Here is a 21,965-nt window from a genome sequence, read left to right on the forward strand (position 1 = left end):
CCAAGAAAGCATTCAATGGAAAACTTCATCTCAAGATCCTATCTATTTGTCCCTGCAAACCGCCCAGAACGCTTCGACAAAGCCTGCGCAACAAACGCCGACGTAGTAATCATAGATTTAGAAGACGCAGTCCCAGCAAGCGAAAAAGAATCCGCCCGCAAAGCACTAAAAGCCTGGCTATCTCCAGAAAAATCAGTATTAGTAAGAATCAACAGCGCCGACAGCGAATGGTTCAGCGAAGACCTGAGTTTATGCAAAATGCCAGGCATAGCAGGCATAGTGCTCCCCAAAGCCGAACGCATAGACGACCTAGCCGTAATCGCCCACGCCGGCGCAGAAATCATCCTACCACTCATAGAAAGTGCCCACGGTATATCCAATGTCAACGCACTAGCCCGATCACCCCGCGTGCAGCGCCTACTATTTGGCTCAATCGACTTCAGCCTCGACCTCGGCATCACCGAAGGTCATCAGGAATTACTCTACTTCCGCTCCACACTCGTACTCGCCTCCCGCGTGGCAGGCATCCAGGCCCCGGTAGACGGCGTCACAACCAGCATCGACGACATCGACGCAATCCGCAACGACACCCAACAAGCGCGGCGATTAGGATTCGGCGGCAAACTCTGCATTCATCCAAAACAGGTAAATTATGTCAACGAAGGATTCGACCCTAGCGCAACCGAACTAAGCTGGGCCAAACGCGTGCTTGAAGCAGCGTCCACAGCCAATGGCGCAGCCGTAGCCATCGACGGGAAAATGGTAGACCGACCGGTCATGTTACTCGCGCAACGGATACTGAGCGACGCCGAACGTCGAAGCCGTCCACAAAAAAATACCTGATAAAAAAGGGTTCCATCGTCAAAACATTGGAACCCTTCAATCCCTTGAACCAACAACCCAAATAATTGGCTTATTCGACAGCATTCGGCCACTGAAACAACGGCAATTGCTTCTGAATAAAACGACTAACCGCATCACGATGGTATCCGGTCGAACGCGCCAACCCCTGACCATTCGCCTCCATCTCCAACATCGTCGCAAGATTGCTATCCAGCGAAGTATTAAGAGCGCGCTTGGTCAAGCTAAGCGCCGTCTGCGATGCCTGGGTAAAACTCAACGCCAGTTGCCGCGCCCGTGCATCAATACGCTCGGCTGAATGTATTTCAAACACGATGCCCAAGTGCCGGGCTTCTTCAGCATCAACTTCCCGCGTCGAAAACGCCAGTTCCTTAGCGCGTTGCAGACCGACCACGCGTGGCAACGTATACAACATCCCGCAATCAGGTATCAACCCCAACCGTAAAAAGGGCATGCAAAAACGCGCACGCGGTGTGGCAATAATAAAATCAGCTGCCAGTGCCAAACCGAAGCCAGCGCCATAAGCCGGACCATCCACCGCCGCGATCACTGGCCGGTCAAGGTTAAGCAAATCAGCCAGCCACCTATGCAAATCAGCCATACGGTTGCGTGCCTCTTCTGCATTGGCTCCGGCATCCATCGTACGCACATCACCGCCCGCACAAAAAGCACCACCCGAACCAGCGAGGATGAGTGCACGAATTCCGCGGTCGCTCTTAATCGAGGACACCACTTCACTCACTTCCCGCCGCATCACCATATCAAGCGCGTTCTTTTGCTTTGGCCGGTTCAGAGTCAGCGTTGCAACCCCTTCCGATACGGTATAAATAATTGTTTCCATTTCTGTCTGATCCATTTGAGTCTCCGTCAGGACTTAATTTAATTGCAGCGCAAGCGTCAGGATCAGATCGGGTCCCAACTAAATACATCGGCAGACCGATCAAGCGCAAAAAATGAGGCCTTCAACGCTGGCATCGCGTGTTCTGCGATGCTCTCGGGCGTCCACCCCTCCGAGCGGTGCACTGACCGTACCGGACGCGGCTGGCTCATCAGAATAATTTCATTGTTACGCACGGCGAACACTTGTGCGTTGACATCTTTTGCGGCATCGCTAGCCAGATAAACCGCGAGCGGAGCAATCTTGTCTGGTGTCATCAGTTTGAGTTTATCGACTCTCGCTTGCTCTGCTGGCGTGTCGGTTGGGATCGAACTGGTCATGCGACTCCATGCAAACGGACAGATACAATTGGACCGCACGTTGAAGCGTTGCATGTCCAACGCAATCGATTTCGACAACGCGGTCACACCCAATTTGGCGGCCGAATAATTAGCCTGCCCCAAATTGCCCACCAAGCCAGAAGCCGAGGTCATGTGAACCAGACTGCCCGAACCCTGCTCTTTGAAATGCAATGCGGCGGCTTTGCTGGTGTAAAAAGCGCCATAGAGATGGACCTTTAATACGGTATCCCAGTCTTCCGCGCTAAGCTTGTGAAAAATCCGGTCACGTAATATGCCAGCATTGTTAACCACGCAATCGATACGACCGAAATGATCAAGCGCAGATTCGATGATGCGCGCTGCGCTACTTGCCTCGGATACGCTATCGCTGTTGGCAATTGCCTGCCCGCCAAATGCTTTGATCTCGTCAACGACCTGCTGGCCCGGGTTGACCGCCAGCGGATCGCCGCTGAGTGAAGCGCCAATATCATTGACGATCACTTTAGCGCCAGAACGTGCCATCGCCAGCGCAATATCGCGGCCAATGCCACCACCCGCGCCGGTCACAACGACTACTTTGCCTTCAATCATGTGGGAATTTGTCATATCGTAGATCCTTGAATATTATTTAAAGTGCCGCTTCTGTGCCAAGAATGGCCGTCGCCTGCGCTGACAGCGTGCCACCGTTGGCATGCACGATGGCGGTTTGCGCACCTTCAATCTGCCGATCGCCGCCCTCACCGCGCAACTGGCGCACCGCCTCGACCGTGATGAACATGCCGTACATGCCGGGATGCACGCAAGACAGGCCGCCACCGTTGGTATTGACCGCTAACCGGCCGCCGGGCGCAATGCCGCCGTTGGCGACAAATGCACCACCCTCGCCTTTTTTGCAAAAGCCCAGATCTTCCAAAAACAGAATGGTATTAATGGTGAAGGCGTCATACAGTTCCACCACGTCGATATCGGACGGCGTCATGCCTGCCATCGCAAACGCTCGCTCGCCAGATTCTTTGGCAGCCGTGACTGTCACGTCCGGCATGCTGGATATCTGGCGATGCCAGGTCGCGCTGGCATTGCCTAACATGTAGACAGGTTTTTTCGCTAAATGTTTGGCGCGATCGGCACGCACCATGACATACGCAGCAGCACCATCGGTGACCAGACAGCAATCGCGTACAGACAGCGGATCAGCGACCATCCGGGATTTCAATACATCCTCAATCGACAATGGATCGCGCATAAATGCTTCTGGATTAAGTTGCGCCCATTTACGTGCAGATACCGCCACTTCGGCTAACTGTTCTCGCGTGGTGCCGTATTGATGCATATGACGTGCCGCGGCAAGCGCATAGGCCGATATCGGCATCGCTGGCTGGTACACGCTTTCGTAAGGCATTGGATCAAGGATACGGCGCGCCTGACCACTTTCCGCACGACCAATAGTACCGGTGCGCTGGGTGCTGCCGTAACACACCAACACTGCGTCACAGATGCCCGCATTGAGCGCCATCGCGGCTGGCATCATGTGCGATACAAAGCTGGAGCCGCCTACCATCGTGCTATCGATTAGCTTAGGCTGAATGCCCAGATATTCAGCAACCGGCAAACCCCACATGACAGCATTGACGCTGGCGGTGCAAATACCATCAATATCGCGCATATGCAGGCCAGCATCGCGTACGGCGTTATGCGCCGCTTCGGCCAGAATTTCCAATTCCGTGCGCCCGTGCGCCTCACCCAGGCCAGCTTGACCGATGCCAACAATGGCGACTGAACCTCTCAATTCTCGCACATCACGCGGGCTCATTGTGCGTCTCCAGCTGGCGTAAAAATAATCATGGTTTGCGCGTTTTCTGTAACGATGCTGGCTTTCACTGCCATTCCAATGCTGATCTGATCGAACGGAATACCATCCACCCGACTCATCATGCGGACGCCCTCCTCCAAATCAATCAGCGCAATGTTCAGGTCGCCACCGGCATCCGCTTTGCGCCGCACTATCGTCGTTGAATATACCGTTCCGTTGCCGCTGGGCGTGACCCAGGCTAGATTTGGAGAACCGCAATGGCTACAGATGACGCGTGGATAAAACACGTGTTTTGTGCAAGCGCCGCAGCGTTGAATCTGGAAAGTGCCAGCCTTCAGGGCGTCGTAATACACCTTTTCTGGTCCCGCGCCTGTGAACATGGTGGACTCTGACATATTCTTATTCCTTTTTAGAGGTATTGCTGATGTTATAAAAGTTGCAAAGCCAGCCTCCAAAGCCTAAGAACTCAGGCAGGCATAGTTGCGTAATTTTTTTATAGCGCGTCCAGAATCTGCTGTCTGGCCGTCCGGTATTCAGCGCTTAGTCGGGCGATGAGTTGTGCTGTCGGCGGTCTGTCATTGATGTTGCCGATACCCTGTCCCGCACTCCAGACGTCCTTCCAGGCCTTCGGTTTGTTGAAATCCATCTTGGACGGATCAGAGACCGGCAAGTTGTCCGGATCCAGACCGTTACGCGTGATGCTCGCCTTCAGATAGTTCGCCGGTACGCCAGAAAAATACGGCGTATAAACGATATCGGCTGCGCTTGCATCCATGATCATCTGCTTGTGTTCGTCGTCTGCGCTCGCTTCCTGCGTGGCGATAAAGCGCGTCCCGATATAAGCCAGATCGCAACCCATCGCTTGTGCCGCAAGAATCGCGCTACCGTTTGTAATCGCGCCGGATAAAACGACCAAACCATCGTAAAAACTGCGGACCTCATTCACCAGCGCAAACGGGCTGAGTGTTCCTGCATGACCGCCAGCTCCAGCGCATACCAGAATCAATCCGTCGACACCGGCAGCCAGTGCTTTTTTTGCATGACGCACATTGACGACATCACTCAGCACAATGCCGCCATAGCCGTGGACCTGTTCGACCAGCCCTTCAGGCGATCGCAATGAAGTAATAATAATCGGCACCTGTTGGCGTATGCACACGCCCAAATCTTCTTGCAAACGTTTGTTCGATGGATGGACGATTTGATTCACAGCAAACGGTGCAACCTTCGCATCCGGGTGTACGGCTTGATATTCAGCCAACGCTCGTTTGATGCGCACGATCCATTTTTCCAGCTCTTCCTGTGGCCGTGCATTCAGCGCCGGAAACGAACCGACGATACCGGCGCAGCACTGCGCTATGACCAGTTCCGGGCCAGAAACAATGAACATTGGCGATGCAATAACTGGCAGCGCCAACTTGCCTTTTAATTGTGCGGGTAAAGGCATTACTGCTTCTCCTGGGAGTTTTGATGAGATTCAAACGCACGGCGCACGATGACTGAAGAATAATAATTGTCGAATAACATCTCGTCTCGTCAACTTTCCGCATTTGACTTTTAGTAAGACTGCAATTCCGGTTTCATCGTAGAATGTCAGACTCGTTAATTCCGTACAATTCACATTTTTCAAAGAGGGAATTAGGCTTAGCTTAACTACACCGCCGCGACTTCAACGTGACGGCTGGCTTGCCTTGTTAAAACACATGGCTATTCATTTCGACTTGGTTGATCTCAGGTTATTTGTCTATATCGCAGAAGAAAACAGCCTGACGCGCGCCGCGGTTCGAGCTCACCTGTCACTGCCAGCTGCAAGTATCAGGATCAAGAATCTCGAACAATCGATTGGCACCAAGCTGCTCAATCGCGAAAATCACGGCGTCACACTCAGACCGCCGGGTCAGGCTTTGTTGCATCATGCAAGACAAGTTCTCAATCAGCTGGAAAACTTGCGCGGCGATCTGCAGGAATACGCTCACGGCATTAAAGGCCACGTTCGGATACTGGCCAACACAACGGCAATGACAGAGTTTCTCCCCAATGTATTGAGTCATTTCCTCTCAACCCGTCCAGATATCAATATCGACCTGCGCGAACGTCTCAGCAGCGATATCGTGCGTGCCGTCAGCGAAGGCACCACCGATATCGGCATCGTCGCAGGCACCGTGCGCACCGAAGGTCTGCACGTCACACCGTACCGCAGTGACCGTCTGGTGCTGGTTACCGGCCCTGACCATATATTGGCGCAAAACGGGCCAGTCAGTTTTGCCGATACACTGGAATACGACTTCATCGGGTTGCACGAAGGAAGCGCCATCCATTCATTCCTCGCCAACGTCGCCAGCGAACTACGCGTCACACTGAGACTTCGGATTCAGGTCAGCGGCTTCGAAACAGTGTGTCGTATGGCTGAAGCAAATATTGGCATCGCGATCTTGCCCGAATCGGCTGCGCGACGTTACTCCAGACACATGGCAATCAAGATCACACGATTAAGTGATTTATGGGCCATCCGCAATCTGGTCACCTGTGTTCAGGACCCGGAAATGCTGCCTACTTTCGCACGCGAGCTGATGACATGCCTGGAACTGGACCGCGATGAACATCTCGCGTTTGACCGAGCCTGAAAATTACAGGTAGCGTGCCGACACGCTACCTTATTCAATTAAATCGGGCCTTCATCGTACGGTTCGGTACGGCTGTGTAGACCCCAACCTACTGCATCAAAATCCCTGAACATCAGGCCTTCTCGCGCCCGAAATACAGATCATGCAACGCGCTCAGATCGACCTCCGCCGCCGGTTTGGATAAAAGCACCTTTCCGCCCTGCATCAAATACACATAGTCAGCCACACCCACCGCCCGATGCGTATTTTGCTCAACCAGAACAATCGTGCGACCCAGACTTTTCAGACGTTTCAGGATTTCAAACAGTTCTTGCACCACCACCGGCGCTAATCCCAGCGAAGGTTCGTCGATCAGGATCACGCCGGGTTCCGACATCAGACCGCGTCCCATCGCCAGCATCTGCGCCTCGCCACCGGAAAGCGAACCGGCCAGTTGCGAGCGACGTTCCTTCAGACGCGGAAACATATCGTAGGCCATTTCCAGATTAATCTTGACCTTGGCACGACTGCCTTTGTGAAAAGCGCCCATGATCAGGTTCTCTTCAACCGACATCTCACGAAAAACCATCCGTCCTTCCGGGATCATGGTCATCCCGTGATTGGCCATATCCCAAGTATTGGTGCCCTTAAGCGACTGTCCGTCTAGCCGAATATCGCCCTGACTCACCGGTAAAAGGCCCATAATCGTGCGCAGCAGCGTTGTTTTTCCTGCACCGTTGGGACCGATGATGGTTGTCAACTTTCCCCGTTCTATCTCAAGCGAAACGTCCCACAAAATATTGATGGCGGCATAACCGGCGCGTACCTTTACGATTTCAAGCATTGCTGTCCCCCGTATAACTCTTGATAACCGCTGGATCACGAAACACCTGTTCAGGCGGTCCATTGGCGATCAAGTGACCAAAGTTAAGCACACAGACGCGGCTGCACATCGCGCTGATGGTTTCAATATCGTGCTCAACGATCAGAATACCCAGCTTATATTTTTGGTGCAAATCCTTGAGCATGCTCATGAAACGACGCTTGCCGGTCACTTCCAGTCCGGCCAGCACCTCGTCTAATAGCAACAATCTGGGCTCGGTCGCCAGCGCTTTGGCAACTTCTAGCGCTTTCAGCTCAGTTAATGCAAGTTCCGTGGCGGCGTTGCGGTCTGCCTTGTCCGAAAGATTCAGAAATTCCATGATTTCATCGATCTTGTACGGGTCCACTTTCCCCGTCCCAAAGCGCTGCGCTACCAGTAAATTTTCACGTACTGTCAACTGGTGCATCGGCTGTGGGATTTGAAACGAACGGCCGATACCGCGCCGTGCTCGCTGGTGCAACGGCAGTTTCAAAATGTCTTCATTCCCGAATATAATCCGTCCACTGGAAGGACGTACCAAACCGGAAATGGCATTGAATAGCGTGGTCTTTCCCGCGCCATTCGGGCCAACCAATCCGACTACCTCATGCGAGCCGATTTCCATATTCACGGCGTTGACCGCTATCAGACCGCCGAACCGAATGGTGATATCTTCAAGCTTCAGCATGACTAACCTCCTGAGTTTTGCCCGAGGTAGCAGGCTGTTTGCGCCTTTTGAACTTATCTGCCACAAGAGGAACCAATCCGGTTGGGCTCCATAAGATCATCGCCACCAGCAGGATGCCGAGCACTATTTGATGACCACTGGGCAGCAAACTTTTGAAGATCAACTGATCAATCAGGTACACCGCCGCTGCGCCGACCAAGGGTCCAAAAATAGTACGGTAGCCGCCGAAAATAGCAGCAATGATCGGCACGACGGTCCAACCGGCATCGAAAGCATAATCGGGTGCCAAAAAGTTGATGTAATGGGCATTAAACGCACCAATCATCCCAGTCATAAAGGCTGACAGCAACAATATCATCGCTTTCAGCAGCGTACTGTTGACGCCCACTACGCGGGTAGCATCTTCCGACTCCTGCATGGCACGCAAGGCCAGACCGTAATAGCTGGCACGCGTGCGGTCATAAATCCAGACGAATACAACCACCAATGTCAGGATCACCAGATAACCGCCGACCTTGCTACCAAAATCAAAACCCAACACATGTGGCAATGGCGGGATGCTGGACAACCCGCCGCTGCCCCCGGTAAGGCTGTCAAACTCAGTGACCAAAATACGAAATATCTGAGCGTAAGCCAGGATGACCAGCGCAAAGTAAGGCCCCTTCAATCGCAACGCTGGCAACATCATCAACGAGGAGAGCGAAGCGCCAACGCCGCCTAGCAGCATGGCCGGGAACACAGGCAGACCGAGCTTGAGGGTCAGCAACGCCGACACATAAGCGCCCACACCGAAAAAAGCCGCCTGACCAAAGCTGACCATGCCACCCAAATTGCCCAGCAAGGCCCACGCCAGCGCGATACCGCCGATGGTGACCGAGGCCACAATCAGGCTCATCAAATAACGATTGGAACCGAACAATAAAGGCACCGCGATATACATGGCCGCTGCCACGACGATTAACATGACTGTGCGCAATTTCATCCGCGTCTTCCTTTCGCGCCGAACAGGCCGTTCGGCATCACAAACAACACCAGCAGAAACAACAACATACTCGTCATTTCCTGCAAAGCTGAGCTGTATAACGTCACCGTCAAAGCCTCGGCAATGCCAATCAGCATACCGCCCAATAGCACGCCTGGAATTGAGCCAGCACCGGCCAATACAGTGATGATGAAGGCCTTCATGGTCAGGTGACTGCCCATCGACGGCTGAATAACCGAAGAACTATAGATCGCGATACCGGCGAAAGACGCCAGCAGCCCCGATACGAGGAAAGAGATCAGTTCTGTCCAGCGCGGATTGACGCCCATCAGTTTGGCGGCATCGCGATTACTCGACACGGCACGCACCGCGCGACCATACCAACTACGCGCCAGCCACCACCAGACCCCGATGATGAGTACCAGACTGATCACGAAGAAGGTGATTTCACTCGTCATGCTGTAAAACGGCCCGAGCGTGACTGGCTGTTGAAACCATGCATCGTTGGTCGAGTGGATATCGGCCTTCCAGATCAGCAATACGGCGTTGGTCAGGATGATCCCGATGCCGTAGGTGAGGATCAGCGAATTTAGCTCACGATCTTTTTCAATCTTGCTGACCAGAAAATACACCATCACCGAGGTCGCGCACACCACCACTATCGCCAGCGGTATCGCGAGTATTGGATTAAGGTGCCAGTTATTCTCTGCCATATAGGCGATGTAAGCTGCCAAAAGGACCAGTTCGCCGTGCGCCAGATTAATGATCTTCATGGTACCGAACACCAGCGCCAAACCCAGCGCAATCAGCGCATACGCGCCACCAGCCAGCACCCCGGAATAGAGAGACTGTACAATCAATTCAAACATTTTTACCTCCTTGGTATGGCCTCACACCTTGTGTGAGGTTGGCAAAAAATGCGTCGTGCATGAGGATCACGTCAAATTTCGGTTTGCTTACGCTCACCATGAAACCTTCGGAAAGACCATTTTCCCAGTGGCATACTGGCTCGGCCATACGATGGCGATATCACCATTTTGCTGAAATTGCCCCATATGGGCGCTGTAGCTTGGATTGTCGCCTTTGGCATCGAAGGCGACCGGACCAAGGAGGCTGTCGGCGGTCTTGGTTTTGCGCAGTTCATCAGCGAGGCCGCCCTTTGCCAGCATACCGGTATTGTGCGAACGCAAGATTGCCTCGAATAACAATTGTGCATACACAAACGAGGTTTGCGAATGATAGGTTGATGGCGTGTGGAACAACCGCTGGAACGTCTCAGCAAATTCTTTACTGCTAGGCGTGTCGAATTTGGGTGGCGAGGACAGCACTGTCGCGCCGTACACGTAAGGCATCAGATCAGGAAAGGACGCCGCCATTTTTGGCGTTGCCAGACTCCACGGACCGACGATCGCCTTGAGGTTCGGGCGGATGATGCGCGCTGCACGCAGGATGCCGACGTAATCGGTTTCATAGCCGACCATCGCAATCGCTTCTGATTTGTCCTGCAACTTGACTTTATTCAGGATTGGTTTGAAATCGGTGATTGCTGCGTCGAACGGATGCATGGTCAGCTTTACACCTTTTAACTCAAGCGCTTTTTTTAACTTGTTTGCGAGGTCGGTTGTCGCATCGCGGGTTGAATAAAGTACCGATACGGATTTAATTCCCATGTCGGTGTATAGCCCGACCATTCCAGATGCGTAGCCGCTGGTGTTACTCACGCGGAAAAACTTCTTCAGGCCGCGATTGACCATCTCGTCGCTGGTTCCGCCAGAGGTGATATATACCAGGTCAGCCTTATTGGCCGCATCGGAGGCTGGACCCGCATTGTTGGAATTGGCGCTGCCGGCGATGGCGACTACGCCTTGCGAGGCTAGTTTTTCTACCGCGGCTACTGCTTTGGCTGGAGTTGACTCGTCGTCTACTACTATCAGCTTGATCTTGTTCTTGGGATTTTGGCGGTTGAATACGTCGGCTGCGACTTGTATGCCTTCTGACATTTCGTTGCCAGCTAGGGCTAGCGGACCGGTTAGGGGTAGTTGGACGCCGACCTTAAATTCTTCGGCTTGGGCGTTTGCATGCATGGTGGCGATGCAAATAACTAGGGCCAATGTGGATTTGAATTGCTGCTTCATACTGCTATCTCCAATCTGGTTTTTTTATGTCGGGACTTATGCAGAACCGCTCCACCGGCGTTTGGCTCTCCTTGCTACCTGTGCGTTCAGGGATTGGGGCGGCTTATTCGCTTGATTCTTTGGTCTGGTGGAACACTTAGAGATTGCCTAATCTTGGGGGAAATCGCAATTCATGTTTGGAAAAGGTGGGGTTTAGAAAACACTAAGCGGTTCGGTTCGGTTCGGTTCGGTTTGTCGATAATTAGAACGGTTGGTGCTCCGTGGATGCTGGTCGGGGGTGGCCCGCCAGCCAGTTACTTTTTCTTGCTCCGCCAAGAAAAAGTAACCAAAAAGAAGGCGGCCGCAACTGACGCTGCCCTGCGGGTTCCCAAGCATTTCAGCCGCCAGTCGGGTTGAAAGACCAACTCGCTACGCTCAAACATGTCTTCCAACAATTCCCGACTGACAGCTGAAATACTTGGCAGCGTCCATGACGGAGTACGTCAAATTCAAATTCAAGAACAACCGCAACGTCAACTGTGGCTGCGCCTGCAAGGTCAAGAGCAACGTCAACTGTGGCTGCGCCTGCAAGGTCAAAGGCAACGTCAACTGTGGCTGCGCCTGCAAGGTCAAAAGCAACGTCAACTGTGGCTGCGCCTGCAAGGTCAAGAGCAACGTCAACTGTGGCTGCGCCTGCAAGGTCAAAAGCAACGTCAACTGTGGCTGAGCCTGCAAGGTCAAGAGCAACGTCAACTGTGGCTGCGCCTGCAAGTTCAAAAGCAACGTCAACTGTGGCTGCGCCTGCAACAGCCACAGCCACAGCCACAGCCACAGCAATAGCCTTTATAGTTAATGTGATTTAGCTTGCACTATACTCACCTAACAGCGTTGTATGTTAATACACGCTTAGCTGAATTTAATGAGGCTCAACGAGCAATCGTGCCGGACTCAACCAGCATGTCGAGTTGTTCTGGCGTTTTTCCCAGTACTGACCGTAGCACTTCGTCAGTATTCTGACCAAGCGTGGGCGGTGCTGAGCGATAGGTTACTGGTGTTTCTGACAGGCGCAAAGGGCTGGCGATGGCGGGTAGTGTTCCGCCTTCTGGCCGTGGCAGCGCGACTTGTAGTTGTCGGTGTTGAACCTGCGGGTCGGCAAATACTTGGGCGTAGTCGTTGATTGGGCCAACTGGAATGCCGCCTTCTTCCAGTGCCGCTAGCCAGTCTTCCGAACTTCTGGTCAGCATCGCGCGTTCCAACTCCACGATTAATGCTTCGCGATGGGTGATGCGTCCGCTTACTTGATTGAAGCGTGGATCGCTTGCCAAGTCAGCACGTGCCATTACCTTGCACAAGCGCTGCCATTGAGTGTCGTTGCCGGCGGCTACGATAATATGGCCATTTGTGGTCGCGAAGACCTGATACGGGACTAACGCGGGGTGTGCGTTGCCGGAGCGTTTTGGTACTTGGCCGGTCATTACATAATTGTTGGCCTGATTGCCACCGAAGGCGACGATGCAGTCCAGCAGCGCCATGTCGATATATTGTCCGACACCGCTCATGGAGCGTGCGTTGACTGCGGCGAGGATTGCGACGCAGGCGTACATGCCGGTCATGACATCGGTGATCGCCACGCCGACCTTTTGGGGGCCGCCACCGGGCAAGTCATCGCGTTCGCCCGTGATACTCATTAATCCGCCCATGCCCTGAAAGACAAAATCGTAACCGGGGCGATGTGCCGAGGGTCCGCTTTGTCCATAACCAGTGATTGAGCAATAAATGAGACGCGGATTGATCTTGCGCAGATCATCGTAAGCCAGTCCGTAACGCGCCAGATCACCGACTTTATAATTTTCGACCAGCACGTCCGACTCGGCCACCAATTCACGTATCAGGGCCTGACCTGCCGCGCTGGCGATATCGACAGCAATTGACTTTTTGTTGCGATTTGCAGAGGCAAAATAGGTTGAGTCCGTTGTTTCGCTTCCCTCTCCATCCCGAATCCACGGAGGACCCCAATGCCGGGTATCATCGCCCGTGACAGGCCGTTCAACCTTGATTACTTCGGCGCCCAGATCGGCCAGATTTTGCGTACACCAGGGTCCGGCCAGAATCCGAGATAAGTCGAGAACCCTGATATTCGATAGTGCACCTTGCATGTTGACCTTTCAAACACTAGTTGAATACGCTTACCAGGGCACGCCAGGAAATACCATTGGTCCAGTCGCCATTTCCTTTGGCCACACCACGACAATCTTGCCGTTGTTGTGCTGTCCCATACTCGGTAAGAACGCAACATTGTCACCCTTATCATTGAACCGTACTCGCCCGATCAGCGTTTCGCGGTCACTTTTGCGTAGTTCCTCGGCGATGCCGCCGGTCTTCAGAGTACCCTTGTCGGCGGCGCGTGCGATAGCATCAAACAGTAATTGCGATTGCACGTAACCAAACTGACCCAGATAGTCAGGCTCCGCATTAAATAAGCGTTTATAAGCCGTTCCAAAGGCAACACCTTCCGGCGTTTTGAATGCGGTCGGATACGGCAACAATGCCATACCGAACACGTTAGGCATCAAATCAGGAAAATCTTGCGCCATCTTGACCGTGGCTAACGACCAGATACCCACCATCGCCTTGACGTCCGGCTTGAGGACCTTGGCTGCGCGAAGAATACCGACGTAATCGTTTTCGTAGCCGATCATGGCGATCGCTTCGGATTTGTCTTGTAGTTTGACTTTGTTAATAATTGGCTTAAAGTCGGTGATCGCCGGATCGAACGGATGCATCACGACCTTGACACCTGCGGTGGTAAGGCGCGCCTGCATTTTTTTGGCCAGATCGGTCGGCGCCTCCTTGGTGGAACTAATCAGCGAAACCGACTTGACGTTAAGCACGCCGAATAATCCTGCCATTGCCTTTTCATACCCTGGCGTATTATTGATGCGGAAAAAATTCTTTAAGCCACGTCCCGTCAATCCCTCGTCCGTACCGCCCGACGTAATGTAGACCAAACCCGCCTTCTCGGCCGCCACCGAAGCAGGGCCGACCAAATTGGATCCGTAGCCGCTGGTCAGCGCGACCACCTGTTGACTAGCCAGCTTTTCGACCGCCGCCACCGCCTTGGCTGGTTGCGTCTCGTTATCGATGCTAATGATCTTGATCTTGTATTTGCCGTTCTTTGCATTGAACTGATCTGCAGCAGCCATAATGCCCTCCAGCTCCGATTTACCAGCCCTTGCATTTGGACCCGTAAGCGGCAGTTCTGTCCCGACCAGAATCTCCTCGGCAGCGGTGGCCGCGTTAGACAATGCCACGCAGGAAAGTAGCGCAAACGACCCTTTTACTAACGCACCCTTTAAAATGAATTTCATGTCTCTTCCTTTTTTAGTTTTTTTGGTAGTACGTAATTAATATCGGGACCTACGCTAGCATGTCAAGGAAAGCACAGCGCAGCTGGGACGAGTTTGTCTAAGTCCTAAGATGCCTCGACTGCCAGCAATTTTAAACTTTGCTTCAAAAGCTTGCCACTGATAGTAGTAGGAATGACCGCAATTTGAACAATCGCAACCGGCCTTTTATACGGGGATAAACTGGTTTTAAGAAAAGCCTGCAACGCTGCCTGATCAAATTGTCCACTGTCATCCGTCTCTACAAACGCCACCACTTCTTCGTTACAATTCTCAATTGGACGTCCCACCACCGCAGACAACCGCACGCCGGGGAAAGTGTTGATCACTGATTCCACTTCGATGGGATAAACATTGAAACCAGAACAAATGATCAGGTCTTTGGTGCGACCAACGATAAACAATGCACCGTCTGGATCGGTACGACCTATGTCGCCGGTATTAAGCCAACCCCCGGGCAACAATGCTTGCGCTGTCTGTTCGGGAGCGAGGTAATAACCGCGCATGGTGCCGGGACCGCGCACCCATAACTCGCCAGGCACGCCGGGTAACTGATCGACGCCTTGTTCACTCACAATGCGCAACTCTGCGCCGGGTACGATTTCACCGGATGAACAATCGCTACGGGGACGATCAAAGTTGGTGATAAAAAGTGAGCCAGCATATTCCGTCATACCGTAACCGTGGTGCATTGGTAATCCAAAGCAGGCTTCGACATCCCGCTTCAAGGTCGGATCGAGCGGCGCACCGCCAGCGTAGACATATCGCAATTTAGGTGCAGATACTTTGCCACCGGTCGCGTTAATCAGTGTCAACAAACGGGTGAACATGGTCGGAACACCTTGCAGGATTGAGAGACCGCCTTCAGCCAATGCCTGCAACGTGCCTTCAGCAGTAAAACGCGGCTGCAAATACAGGCTGGCACCGGCATACATCGTCGCCAGCAACACCGTCGCAAGGCCAAAGATGTGCGAGATCGGCAGCACCGCATGCGCCACGTCACCCTGCACCATGTTGCGCGAAGCACTGGAAAGCTTTGCAAAATGGAGCAAACCTTCGTGACGCATCATTACGCCTTTTGGCGTGCCGGTGGTTCCCGAGGTGTAGATCATCGCCGCGACATCGTTCGCCATCTCCATCGGTTCTGCTAATGCTGCTGGGTTGGCTGTCGTAATGGCGACCATTCCTAGCGGATCAATATCGGCCAAGGTCGCGTGATAGCGCTCGGCATGCGCACGCGCATCGCTGGAAATCGCGCAGGTAAACAACATCACACGTGGCACACAATGCGCACGGATTACGTCGATTTCGCGCTCTGACAAACGGGCATTGACAATAACCGGCCATGCCTGTAATTCAGAGGCGGCAAACAGCAAGGCGATCTGCGCAGCACAATTTTCACTCACCAGCATGACGCGATCGCCGGACTGAACGCCGCTGTTGCGCAACAATTCAACGGCGGCCTCGACTGCCGCCCACAACACCCCATAACTGACAGTCTGTTTCTGGTCCGGCTCATTGAGTGCGATAGCATCCGGCGACGCCTTTGCCCAATAGCGTGGAATATCACTGATGCGTTTGACATCTTGAAGCGTGGCGTTCATGCAAATCCTCTGAGCGTAAATAACAATGATGGATGCCGATCAATCCGGCAAACGCAACACATTTTTAGCGATGATGTCGCGCTGTATTTCGCTGCTGCCGCCGTAAATGGTGGCGGGTGTTGACGTAAATAGCATCGATACGACATCCAGCTTTAGCCCACCGAAATCGGCCGCGATGGCGCTGCCACCATATTCGTCGGCCGCTTCTACCAACATCATGCAGATTTTTTGATAAGTCTCCGAACCCCAGATTTTCAGCAACGAGACGCCGGGCGGCAAAGCTTCGCCGCGCTTAACGACATCAGCGAAATGCGCGTATGCTGCACACAAATCGGCCACATCCAGCTGTAACTCGGTATATCGCGCCATGAATGCCGAAGCAGCCGGACCCGCAAACAGGCCGCGCGCATCCGCCAGCGCTGTAAGCTGAGCCAGCGCATATTGCGACTGTTTTGGGCTGCCCAAAAAAATCCGCTCAAAACCGAGCAACGCCTTGGCGATACCCCAACCCTGATTAAGCTCGCCTACCAAGTTTGCAAGCGGTACGCGCACCTGATCCAGAAACACCTCACAAAAATCTTCGTGCCCACCGATATCTTTGATCGGACGAATCGTCACACCGGGCGTATCCAGGTCGATCAGCAAAAAACTGATACCGGCCTGCTTCTTCGCCGTTTTATCAGTCCGCACCAATGTAAACATATGGGTGGCGTCCTGCGCCAGCGTCGCCCATGTTTTGTTTCCGGTAACGATGAATTCATCACCATCGATCAACGCCTCGGTCCGTAACGAAGCCAGATCAGAACCTGCGCCCGGCTCAGAATAACCCTGGCACCAGACATTCTCTCCAGAAAGTATCTTCGGCAGAAACTGGGCCTGCTGCGCTGCATTGCCGCGCTGTATCAGCAAAGGCCCAATCATCACAATACCCATGTCCGGCGAACGCGCTACGCCATACTGTTCCTGCTCGTCGACCCACGCCAGCATCTTGTCCGGCGCCAATCCCATACCGCCAAATTTTTTCGGCCATGAAGGTGCGACCCAGCCTTGACGCGACAGCGTCATGTACCAATCCTTCATCTCGTTCCAGTGCATGCGGCTCGGCATATTGCGCAATTGCTCTGGATAATGCTGCGCAAAAAATCCACGCACCAACGCACGGAACTCAGCTTCGGGCATCGCATCCCAATCCGCATCATGCGGAAAGTCACGGATCAGCGAAGGCGCAGCAACCGACTCAACAGCATCGGTAAATCTCGGTTGTAATGCAGAATAACGTTGACGGTTAGCTGACGCATTGCCAAGCCATGCCGACAGATGCAAGGCACGCTTTAAATACAGGCCGATATCGCATTCATCGGTGTATCCCATAGCGCCATGCAACTGAATCGCCATGCGCGTTACCAGCAGCGCAGCGTGTGCGCAACGTGCCTTCACCCGACTTGCTAATATTCCACGCGGCACGTGGCCTTGATCAAGCGCGGTCAATACATCTGCCAGGCAACTAGCCGCCAGTTCGGTCTGCACATAACCATCCACGGCACGGTGCTTAAGCGCCTGAAAACTGCCGATCAACTTACCAAACTGTTGACGTGTGTTTAAATAATCAATGGTGATCGCCAAGGCACGGCGCATGACGCCTAAAAGCTCAGCTCCCTGCGCGATGCGCGCCGCATCGTTTGCAACGGACAAAGCATTGTGGGCTGCGGCACCGGAAGCTAATACGTTTGCGCTGGACAGGTCAACGCCATCCAGCGTCATTTCACACATGACATTGCCGTCCACCCGCACCGCATCTACCAAGCGCAGGCCGGGCGTCGCTGCAGGAATCCAGAACAACTTCAACGTGCCGTCGCAATCTGCCGACACAATCCAGCCGTCAGCATCACTGCCCGGCGTCACAAATAACTTGCGCCCGTTTAGCGAGAAGCCTTCGCCATTCTCGATGGCGCTGGTGAGTGTACTATCTGGATCAAGTTGCCCAAGCCGCTCTTGCCACGCCAGACCGATAATTAGCGCACCGTCTAATAGCTTCGGTAACAATGTGGCTTTCAGCTCGCTATCGGATATCTGACACAATACGGTGGTGACCTGCACAGCGGCGGCGATGAACGGTTCTGGCAATAATTGTTGACCGCATTCTTCGGCGATAACCGCCACTTCACGCAATCCCAGACCAAGTCCGCCTTCGGCTTCTGGCACCAAAATAGCCAGCCAACCCATGTCGGCCATTTCCCGCCAGACGGCACGATCAACACTCTGCGGGTTGTCGCCCAGAGCGCGCAGGCGCTTAAGTTGATCTTTACGGCTTAAGAAATCACGTGCGCTATCACGAAATGCGTCGAGGGAATCTGTTGTCATGCGTAAAACTCCATATTACGGTAGCTGAATGATCGGGCGATCGGCCGGCGCAGGCTCGACATGCTACGAGCGACTAAAAAACCGCCAGGACCGATGTGCAGATGCGACTCAGCTAGTGTGGGGCCAAGCTGCGCCGGGGTGCAATTTTTATTCGTCGAAGGGGGAGTTTGCCTAGCCTTAACTTGCACGCAACATCGTGCGTGCCAAAATATTGGCTATGGGCAGATAGCCGCAGCGGAGCGCGGTGGCAAAGCTGGTTGCCTGCGCTCCTGATGCAGCTTGTTCACTATTTACGATAGAGAAACGACGGCCTCACCAGTCAGCTTGACAGCACCGTCCAGACTCACCGTCGACAGTTCCAGCCGCACGCGATTTTCTCCATCATGCGTAAATTTCTCAAGCACTTTGCCGCTGCACGTGACGCTTTCAGCGACTTGCGTTACGGCAACAAAGCGTACCTCGTAGCTACGGATCGCCGTTTGCGGCACCCAGTTAGTCAGCAGACGCGCCAGATAAGCCATTGACAGCATGCCATGGGCGAACACGTCGTCCATCCCTGCACGTTTCGCGAAATCCAGATCAACGTGAATCGGATTATGGTCACCCGATGCGCCCGCATACAACGCCAGCGTGTGGCGTGAGATCGGTTCGGTAGTAAATGGCGGGATCGCGTCACCAACCGCTAATGCCTCAAATGAAGGATATGTCATGATCGTTCTCCTATATGTTGCGAACGACGGTGGTTTTGCGTAGTTCGGCCACCAGTGCACCGTCCTGATTGGTCACACGGGTATCGATCACTACAAAATCGAGCGCCCCGCCCTTCTTGTCGTAGATATCGATAATCTGCCCCTGAAAGCTGAGGCGGTCACCGGCAAACGCCATCTGGTGATACACGAAGCTCTGACCGCCATGTAACACCTTGCCCCAATCGATGCCCAGCAGATCACGCACTTCCGCGGGATTAGGAGCGGACATCTCAAGACAGAACAGAAAAGTCGGCGGCAGCGGCACGGTCGGATAACCCGCCTTCTGCGCCACTAAGATATCGGTATAAATCGGATCTTGCTGACCGATGGCCTTGGCAAAAAAGCGCAGCCGCTCTACATTCGCTTCTGCACTGAATCCGGTCAATTTGTGACCTATGTAGTTCTTATCGAGCATGATGCTGACCTTTAAAAAAAGAGAGAACGATGCCCTGAAATAGTCGCATTAAAGTGGTGTCACTATGAGTGATGCCTGAGGATTCTTGCGAATGCTGGCGGATGACGCTCACAGGCCCCAATCGATAAGGATAAGCGCTGACATGCGTTATCCTTTGTTCTCAACGGCATCTCTGGCGCTGTGCGTGAGCACCAAAATATCGCTTTCGCCTTCTTGTACGATCACGTTTTTTTGATTGATCAGGCGAAACTGCCGTCGTACGCGGCCGCTATTCCCCCTTTTCCCCACTTCCAGTTCGATTATTTTCAGTTCCAGATGCACCGTATCGCCGACCAGTAACGGTGCCATAAAATTCCAGTGTCGCAAGTTGAGCATGGCGAGCGCCGATTTTCCGAAAATACCCAATTCGTGCAGCATGCCGGTGCAGATGGCAATGCCCAGTACCCCATGTACGACGCGCTCACCATAACGGGTTTCCTTGGCAAATTCTGCATCGGCATGGATAGGGTTCCAGTCGCCTGACATCATGGAAAAGAAAGTCAAATCCGTTTCAGTGATGGTTCTGCCGCTGCTTTTGAACGTCTGATCAATCTTAAAATCTTCAAAAAAAAGTGATCGCATGAAAAAAATCTCCAGTTATTTTGGGGTCGTCCTGCTTGAAGCAGGTGAATAGGCGCAAGTAATCAAGCTTGGGGATGCGTCAAGCCTGTGCAATCCTTTGAAGAGCCATTTCGCGTAATTTTGCGCGTTGTATCTTGATGCCGTTAGGGCTTTGCGTGGTGGGAAATTCGTCGACCATCCAGATACGTGCCGGCACCTTAAAGCCCGCCATGCTAGCCGCCGCCGTGGCAATCATTTCGCTTTCTTGCAGCACCTGATTGGGCAGTGCGATCACAAACGCCACACTACGAATCTGACGCGCGATATCGACTGCGACCACCTGCACATCGGCGACACCGGGCATGGCTTTCAATACATCTTCAATTTCAACCGGGCTCACCAGATAGCCACCCAAACGAATCGCATCACCCAGTCGGGTCTGATACACAAACGAGCCGTCTTCCCGCAATAGGCCAACATCACCAGTGCGGAAAAAACCATCCTTGTCGATTGCTTTTTCGGTCGCTTCCAGATTATCCAGATAACCTGCAAAATTGGTCTGTGCACGAATCTCAATCACTCCACTGACACCCGCCGGTAACAACTCACCAGTATCCACGTCGCGAATGCGGATTTCAGCGTCATGGCTAGCTGGTACGCCGCCGCCTTCAATCCTTTGCGTAATCGGCAACGTCGCGGACTGCAAAGAAAATAGTGCCTGCACTTCGCTCGATCCGTACAGTCCGGTCATCGGAATCCGACGCCGCCAGGACTCTTGGGCGAACTCGCTCAGGCCCGGCTGAAAGCTGGCAAAACCGAACACGCGTGCCGTTGGAAAAGGATCGTACCCGCCCCGCTGATCAACCAGCCGACGATACATTTCGTCACTACCGAATACATGGGTGACCTTGTGCTGATTAATCAACTGTGCTGCCGACTCTGCATCAAAGGTATCCATGATCACCACCGGTATACCAGCTGAAAATGCTGCAAATGCTGCATTAAATCCATATACGCCACAAAATGGCAGCGCACCCAAAAGGCGTGCACCGGCATCCTCAAAGCCATACGCTTTTGCCGCACGCTGGCTATGCAGGGCAATAGAGCGCTGCAAATGCATGACCAACTTGGGCTGGCTGGTGGTCCCGGAGGTTGTGAACAGAATACTTAGTGCGTCCTCAGAGCCACGATCCGGCACCGTAGCATCCGGCAATCTGTCAAGATGGAAACCGACTGTCGGTTTGCCGAGAACACTGGTTGGCATGCCCTCATCCGCATCGACTACCGCCACGCAGGTGAGCATGCTGGCGGCTGCATGATTAACGTCACGTAAGATAGCTGGAAAGTCGATTTTACGAAAATTTAGCTGAAGCACCAGCATCTTTGCTTGCGAGCGCTCAAGAATGTACTCCAACTCGTGCGAACGATAGCGGGTATTGACTGTGACCAGCGACGCTCCGAGTCGGGCTAATCCAAAGTATAAAGTCAGCCATTCAATCCGATTAACAAGCCACACCGCCACCCGGTCGCCCGGCCCGATACCCTGATCGGATAACCACGCCGCAGTATTGTTGCAAAGGCGATCGAATTCACCATAAGACGTTTCGTGATCACCATCGATAAAGGCAATCTGATCGGGGTGCTGCCTCGCTTGACGCGATAATAATTCTGAAATAGTCAGCAAAGAGGACATA

Annotated in this window: 21 protein-coding genes; 3 read left to right on the forward strand and 18 right to left on the reverse strand. The window is 53.3% G+C overall.

The annotated features are described in order from the left end of the window. Nucleotides 1–15: 15 nt before the first annotated feature. Complete coding sequence (locus QN379_RS20030; protein ID WP_323507434.1) at nucleotides 16–843, forward strand: CoA ester lyase; 828 nt, start codon at nucleotides 16–18, stop codon at nucleotides 841–843. Between the two features lie 70 nt (nucleotides 844–913). Here the strand turns inward: QN379_RS20030 and QN379_RS20035 are convergent, their stop codons facing one another. The 5 genes from QN379_RS20035 to QN379_RS20055 form a co-directional block, all read right to left on the reverse strand. Beyond that, a complete protein-coding gene (locus tag QN379_RS20035) occupies nucleotides 914–1,702 on the reverse strand; it encodes an enoyl-CoA hydratase/isomerase family protein (protein WP_322240635.1) in 789 nt (262 codons plus the stop codon). A gap of 62 nt (nucleotides 1,703–1,764) precedes the next feature. Then, the gene (locus tag QN379_RS20040; RefSeq protein WP_323507436.1) at nucleotides 1,765–2,670 is read right to left on the reverse strand and encodes an SDR family NAD(P)-dependent oxidoreductase; all 906 of its coding nucleotides are present in this window, start codon (nucleotides 2,668–2,670) and stop codon (nucleotides 1,765–1,767) included. 37 nt (nucleotides 2,671–2,707) lie between these two features. After that, the gene (locus QN379_RS20045) at nucleotides 2,708–3,889 is read right to left on the reverse strand and encodes a thiolase (protein WP_322238140.1); all 1,182 of its coding nucleotides are present in this window, start codon (nucleotides 3,887–3,889) and stop codon (nucleotides 2,708–2,710) included. After that, a complete protein-coding gene (locus QN379_RS20050) occupies nucleotides 3,886–4,284 on the reverse strand; it encodes a Zn-ribbon domain-containing OB-fold protein (protein WP_323507416.1) in 399 nt (132 codons plus the stop codon). Before QN379_RS20050 ends, QN379_RS20045 begins: the two co-directional genes overlap by 4 nt. Nucleotides 4,285–4,382: 98 nt before the next feature. Then, nucleotides 4,383–5,336 carry a nitronate monooxygenase family protein gene (locus QN379_RS20055; RefSeq protein ID WP_323507417.1) on the reverse strand — a complete coding sequence of 318 codons (954 nt, stop codon included), beginning with the start codon at nucleotides 5,334–5,336 and terminating at the stop codon, nucleotides 4,383–4,385. A 256-nt stretch (nucleotides 5,337–5,592) separates the two neighbouring features. Between QN379_RS20055 and QN379_RS20060 the strand changes: the two genes are divergently transcribed. After that, entirely contained in the window at nucleotides 5,593–6,513 is a 921-nt protein-coding gene (locus QN379_RS20060; RefSeq protein WP_322238134.1) for a LysR substrate-binding domain-containing protein, read from the forward strand. 112 nt (nucleotides 6,514–6,625) lie between these two features. Here QN379_RS20060 and QN379_RS20065 read toward each other — a convergent pair whose 3' ends face one another. From QN379_RS20065 to QN379_RS20085, 5 genes are all read right to left on the reverse strand, one after another. Then, nucleotides 6,626–7,336 (reverse strand): ABC transporter ATP-binding protein, encoded by a 711-nt coding sequence (locus QN379_RS20065; RefSeq protein WP_322238132.1) that lies wholly within the window; start codon nucleotides 7,334–7,336, stop codon nucleotides 6,626–6,628. Then, nucleotides 7,329–8,042 (reverse strand): ABC transporter ATP-binding protein, encoded by a 714-nt coding sequence (locus tag QN379_RS20070; protein ID WP_323507418.1) that lies wholly within the window; start codon nucleotides 8,040–8,042, stop codon nucleotides 7,329–7,331. Before QN379_RS20070 ends, QN379_RS20065 begins: the two co-directional genes overlap by 8 nt. After that, the gene (locus QN379_RS20075) at nucleotides 8,029–9,024 is read right to left on the reverse strand and encodes a branched-chain amino acid ABC transporter permease (protein WP_322238128.1); all 996 of its coding nucleotides are present in this window, start codon (nucleotides 9,022–9,024) and stop codon (nucleotides 8,029–8,031) included. The genes QN379_RS20070 and QN379_RS20075 overlap by 14 nt, the downstream gene beginning before the upstream one ends. Next, entirely contained in the window at nucleotides 9,021–9,893 is an 873-nt protein-coding gene (locus QN379_RS20080) for a branched-chain amino acid ABC transporter permease (protein WP_322238126.1), read from the reverse strand. The genes QN379_RS20075 and QN379_RS20080 overlap by 4 nt, the downstream gene beginning before the upstream one ends. A gap of 93 nt (nucleotides 9,894–9,986) precedes the next feature. Beyond that, complete coding sequence (locus QN379_RS20085) at nucleotides 9,987–11,159, reverse strand: ABC transporter substrate-binding protein (protein WP_322238124.1); 1,173 nt, start codon at nucleotides 11,157–11,159, stop codon at nucleotides 9,987–9,989. 420 nt (nucleotides 11,160–11,579) lie between these two features. Between QN379_RS20085 and QN379_RS20090 the strand changes: the two genes are divergently transcribed. Then, complete coding sequence (locus QN379_RS20090; RefSeq protein ID WP_323507419.1) at nucleotides 11,580–11,978, forward strand: hypothetical protein; 399 nt, start codon at nucleotides 11,580–11,582, stop codon at nucleotides 11,976–11,978. A gap of 86 nt (nucleotides 11,979–12,064) precedes the next feature. Here QN379_RS20090 and QN379_RS20095 read toward each other — a convergent pair whose 3' ends face one another. From QN379_RS20095 to QN379_RS20130, 8 genes are all read right to left on the reverse strand, one after another. Beyond that, nucleotides 12,065–13,294, reverse strand: coding sequence for a CoA transferase (locus tag QN379_RS20095; RefSeq protein WP_323507420.1), 1,230 nt, complete (start codon nucleotides 13,292–13,294; stop codon nucleotides 12,065–12,067). 30 nt (nucleotides 13,295–13,324) lie between these two features. Next, nucleotides 13,325–14,506, reverse strand: a complete 1,182-nt coding sequence (locus QN379_RS20100) for an ABC transporter substrate-binding protein (RefSeq protein ID WP_323507421.1) — start codon at nucleotides 14,504–14,506, stop codon at nucleotides 13,325–13,327. Nucleotides 14,507–14,610: 104 nt separating this feature from the next. Continuing rightward, a complete protein-coding gene (locus QN379_RS20105; protein WP_322238116.1) occupies nucleotides 14,611–16,146 on the reverse strand; it encodes a class I adenylate-forming enzyme family protein in 1,536 nt (511 codons plus the stop codon). 39 nt (nucleotides 16,147–16,185) lie between these two features. Further along, complete coding sequence (locus tag QN379_RS20110; RefSeq protein ID WP_323507424.1) at nucleotides 16,186–18,507, reverse strand: acyl-CoA dehydrogenase; 2,322 nt, start codon at nucleotides 18,505–18,507, stop codon at nucleotides 16,186–16,188. A gap of 290 nt (nucleotides 18,508–18,797) precedes the next feature. Continuing rightward, on the reverse strand, nucleotides 18,798–19,217 hold the full coding sequence (locus QN379_RS20115) for a MaoC family dehydratase (protein ID WP_322238112.1): 420 nt from the start codon (nucleotides 19,215–19,217) through the stop codon (nucleotides 18,798–18,800). A 10-nt stretch (nucleotides 19,218–19,227) separates the two neighbouring features. Beyond that, the gene (locus tag QN379_RS20120) at nucleotides 19,228–19,671 is read right to left on the reverse strand and encodes a MaoC family dehydratase N-terminal domain-containing protein (protein ID WP_323507425.1); all 444 of its coding nucleotides are present in this window, start codon (nucleotides 19,669–19,671) and stop codon (nucleotides 19,228–19,230) included. 147 nt (nucleotides 19,672–19,818) lie between these two features. Beyond that, nucleotides 19,819–20,292: a MaoC/PaaZ C-terminal domain-containing protein gene (locus tag QN379_RS20125; protein WP_323507426.1), complete on the reverse strand. Its 474-nt coding sequence runs from the start codon at nucleotides 20,290–20,292 to the stop codon at nucleotides 19,819–19,821. A 79-nt stretch (nucleotides 20,293–20,371) separates the two neighbouring features. After that, nucleotides 20,372–21,964: an AMP-binding protein gene (locus tag QN379_RS20130; protein WP_322238106.1), complete on the reverse strand. Its 1,593-nt coding sequence runs from the start codon at nucleotides 21,962–21,964 to the stop codon at nucleotides 20,372–20,374. Nucleotide 21,965 lies beyond the last annotated feature (1 nt).

The organism is Glaciimonas sp. Gout2, from assembly GCF_035018905.1.
GTDB lineage: Bacteria > Pseudomonadota > Gammaproteobacteria > Burkholderiales > Burkholderiaceae_D > Glaciimonas.

Bases quoted from the DNA above. Each gene is read 5' to 3' on its own strand.
- QN379_RS20030 (WP_323507434.1), top strand. From the start codon at position 16: ATGGAAAACTTCATCTCAAGATCCTATCTATTTGTCCCTGCAAACCGC.
- QN379_RS20035 (WP_322240635.1), bottom strand. From the start codon at position 1,702: ATGGAAACAATTATTTATACCGTATCGGAAGGGGTTGCAACGCTGACT.
- QN379_RS20040 (WP_323507436.1), bottom strand. From the start codon at position 2,670: ATGATTGAAGGCAAAGTAGTCGTTGTGACCGGCGCGGGTGGTGGCATT.
- QN379_RS20045 (WP_322238140.1), bottom strand. From the start codon at position 3,889: ATGAGCCCGCGTGATGTGCGAGAATTGAGAGGTTCAGTCGCCATTGTT.
- QN379_RS20050 (WP_323507416.1), bottom strand. From the start codon at position 4,284: ATGTCAGAGTCCACCATGTTCACAGGCGCGGGACCAGAAAAGGTGTAT.
- QN379_RS20055 (WP_323507417.1), bottom strand. From the start codon at position 5,336: ATGCCTTTACCCGCACAATTAAAAGGCAAGTTGGCGCTGCCAGTTATT.
- QN379_RS20060 (WP_322238134.1), top strand. From the start codon at position 5,593: ATGGCTATTCATTTCGACTTGGTTGATCTCAGGTTATTTGTCTATATC.
- QN379_RS20065 (WP_322238132.1), bottom strand. From the start codon at position 7,336: ATGCTTGAAATCGTAAAGGTACGCGCCGGTTATGCCGCCATCAATATT.
- QN379_RS20070 (WP_323507418.1), bottom strand. From the start codon at position 8,042: ATGCTGAAGCTTGAAGATATCACCATTCGGTTCGGCGGTCTGATAGCG.
- QN379_RS20075 (WP_322238128.1), bottom strand. From the start codon at position 9,024: ATGAAATTGCGCACAGTCATGTTAATCGTCGTGGCAGCGGCCATGTAT.
- QN379_RS20080 (WP_322238126.1), bottom strand. From the start codon at position 9,893: ATGTTTGAATTGATTGTACAGTCTCTCTATTCCGGGGTGCTGGCTGGT.
- QN379_RS20085 (WP_322238124.1), bottom strand. From the start codon at position 11,159: ATGAAGCAGCAATTCAAATCCACATTGGCCCTAGTTATTTGCATCGCC.
- QN379_RS20090 (WP_323507419.1), top strand. From the start codon at position 11,580: ATGTCTTCCAACAATTCCCGACTGACAGCTGAAATACTTGGCAGCGTC.
- QN379_RS20095 (WP_323507420.1), bottom strand. From the start codon at position 13,294: ATGCAAGGTGCACTATCGAATATCAGGGTTCTCGACTTATCTCGGATT.
- QN379_RS20100 (WP_323507421.1), bottom strand. From the start codon at position 14,506: ATGAAATTCATTTTAAAGGGTGCGTTAGTAAAAGGGTCGTTTGCGCTA.
- QN379_RS20105 (WP_322238116.1), bottom strand. From the start codon at position 16,146: ATGAACGCCACGCTTCAAGATGTCAAACGCATCAGTGATATTCCACGC.
- QN379_RS20110 (WP_323507424.1), bottom strand. From the start codon at position 18,507: ATGACAACAGATTCCCTCGACGCATTTCGTGATAGCGCACGTGATTTC.
- QN379_RS20115 (WP_322238112.1), bottom strand. From the start codon at position 19,217: ATGACATATCCTTCATTTGAGGCATTAGCGGTTGGTGACGCGATCCCG.
- QN379_RS20120 (WP_323507425.1), bottom strand. From the start codon at position 19,671: ATGCTCGATAAGAACTACATAGGTCACAAATTGACCGGATTCAGTGCA.
- QN379_RS20125 (WP_323507426.1), bottom strand. From the start codon at position 20,292: ATGCGATCACTTTTTTTTGAAGATTTTAAGATTGATCAGACGTTCAAA.
- QN379_RS20130 (WP_322238106.1), bottom strand. From the start codon at position 21,964: ATGTCCTCTTTGCTGACTATTTCAGAATTATTATCGCGTCAAGCGAGG.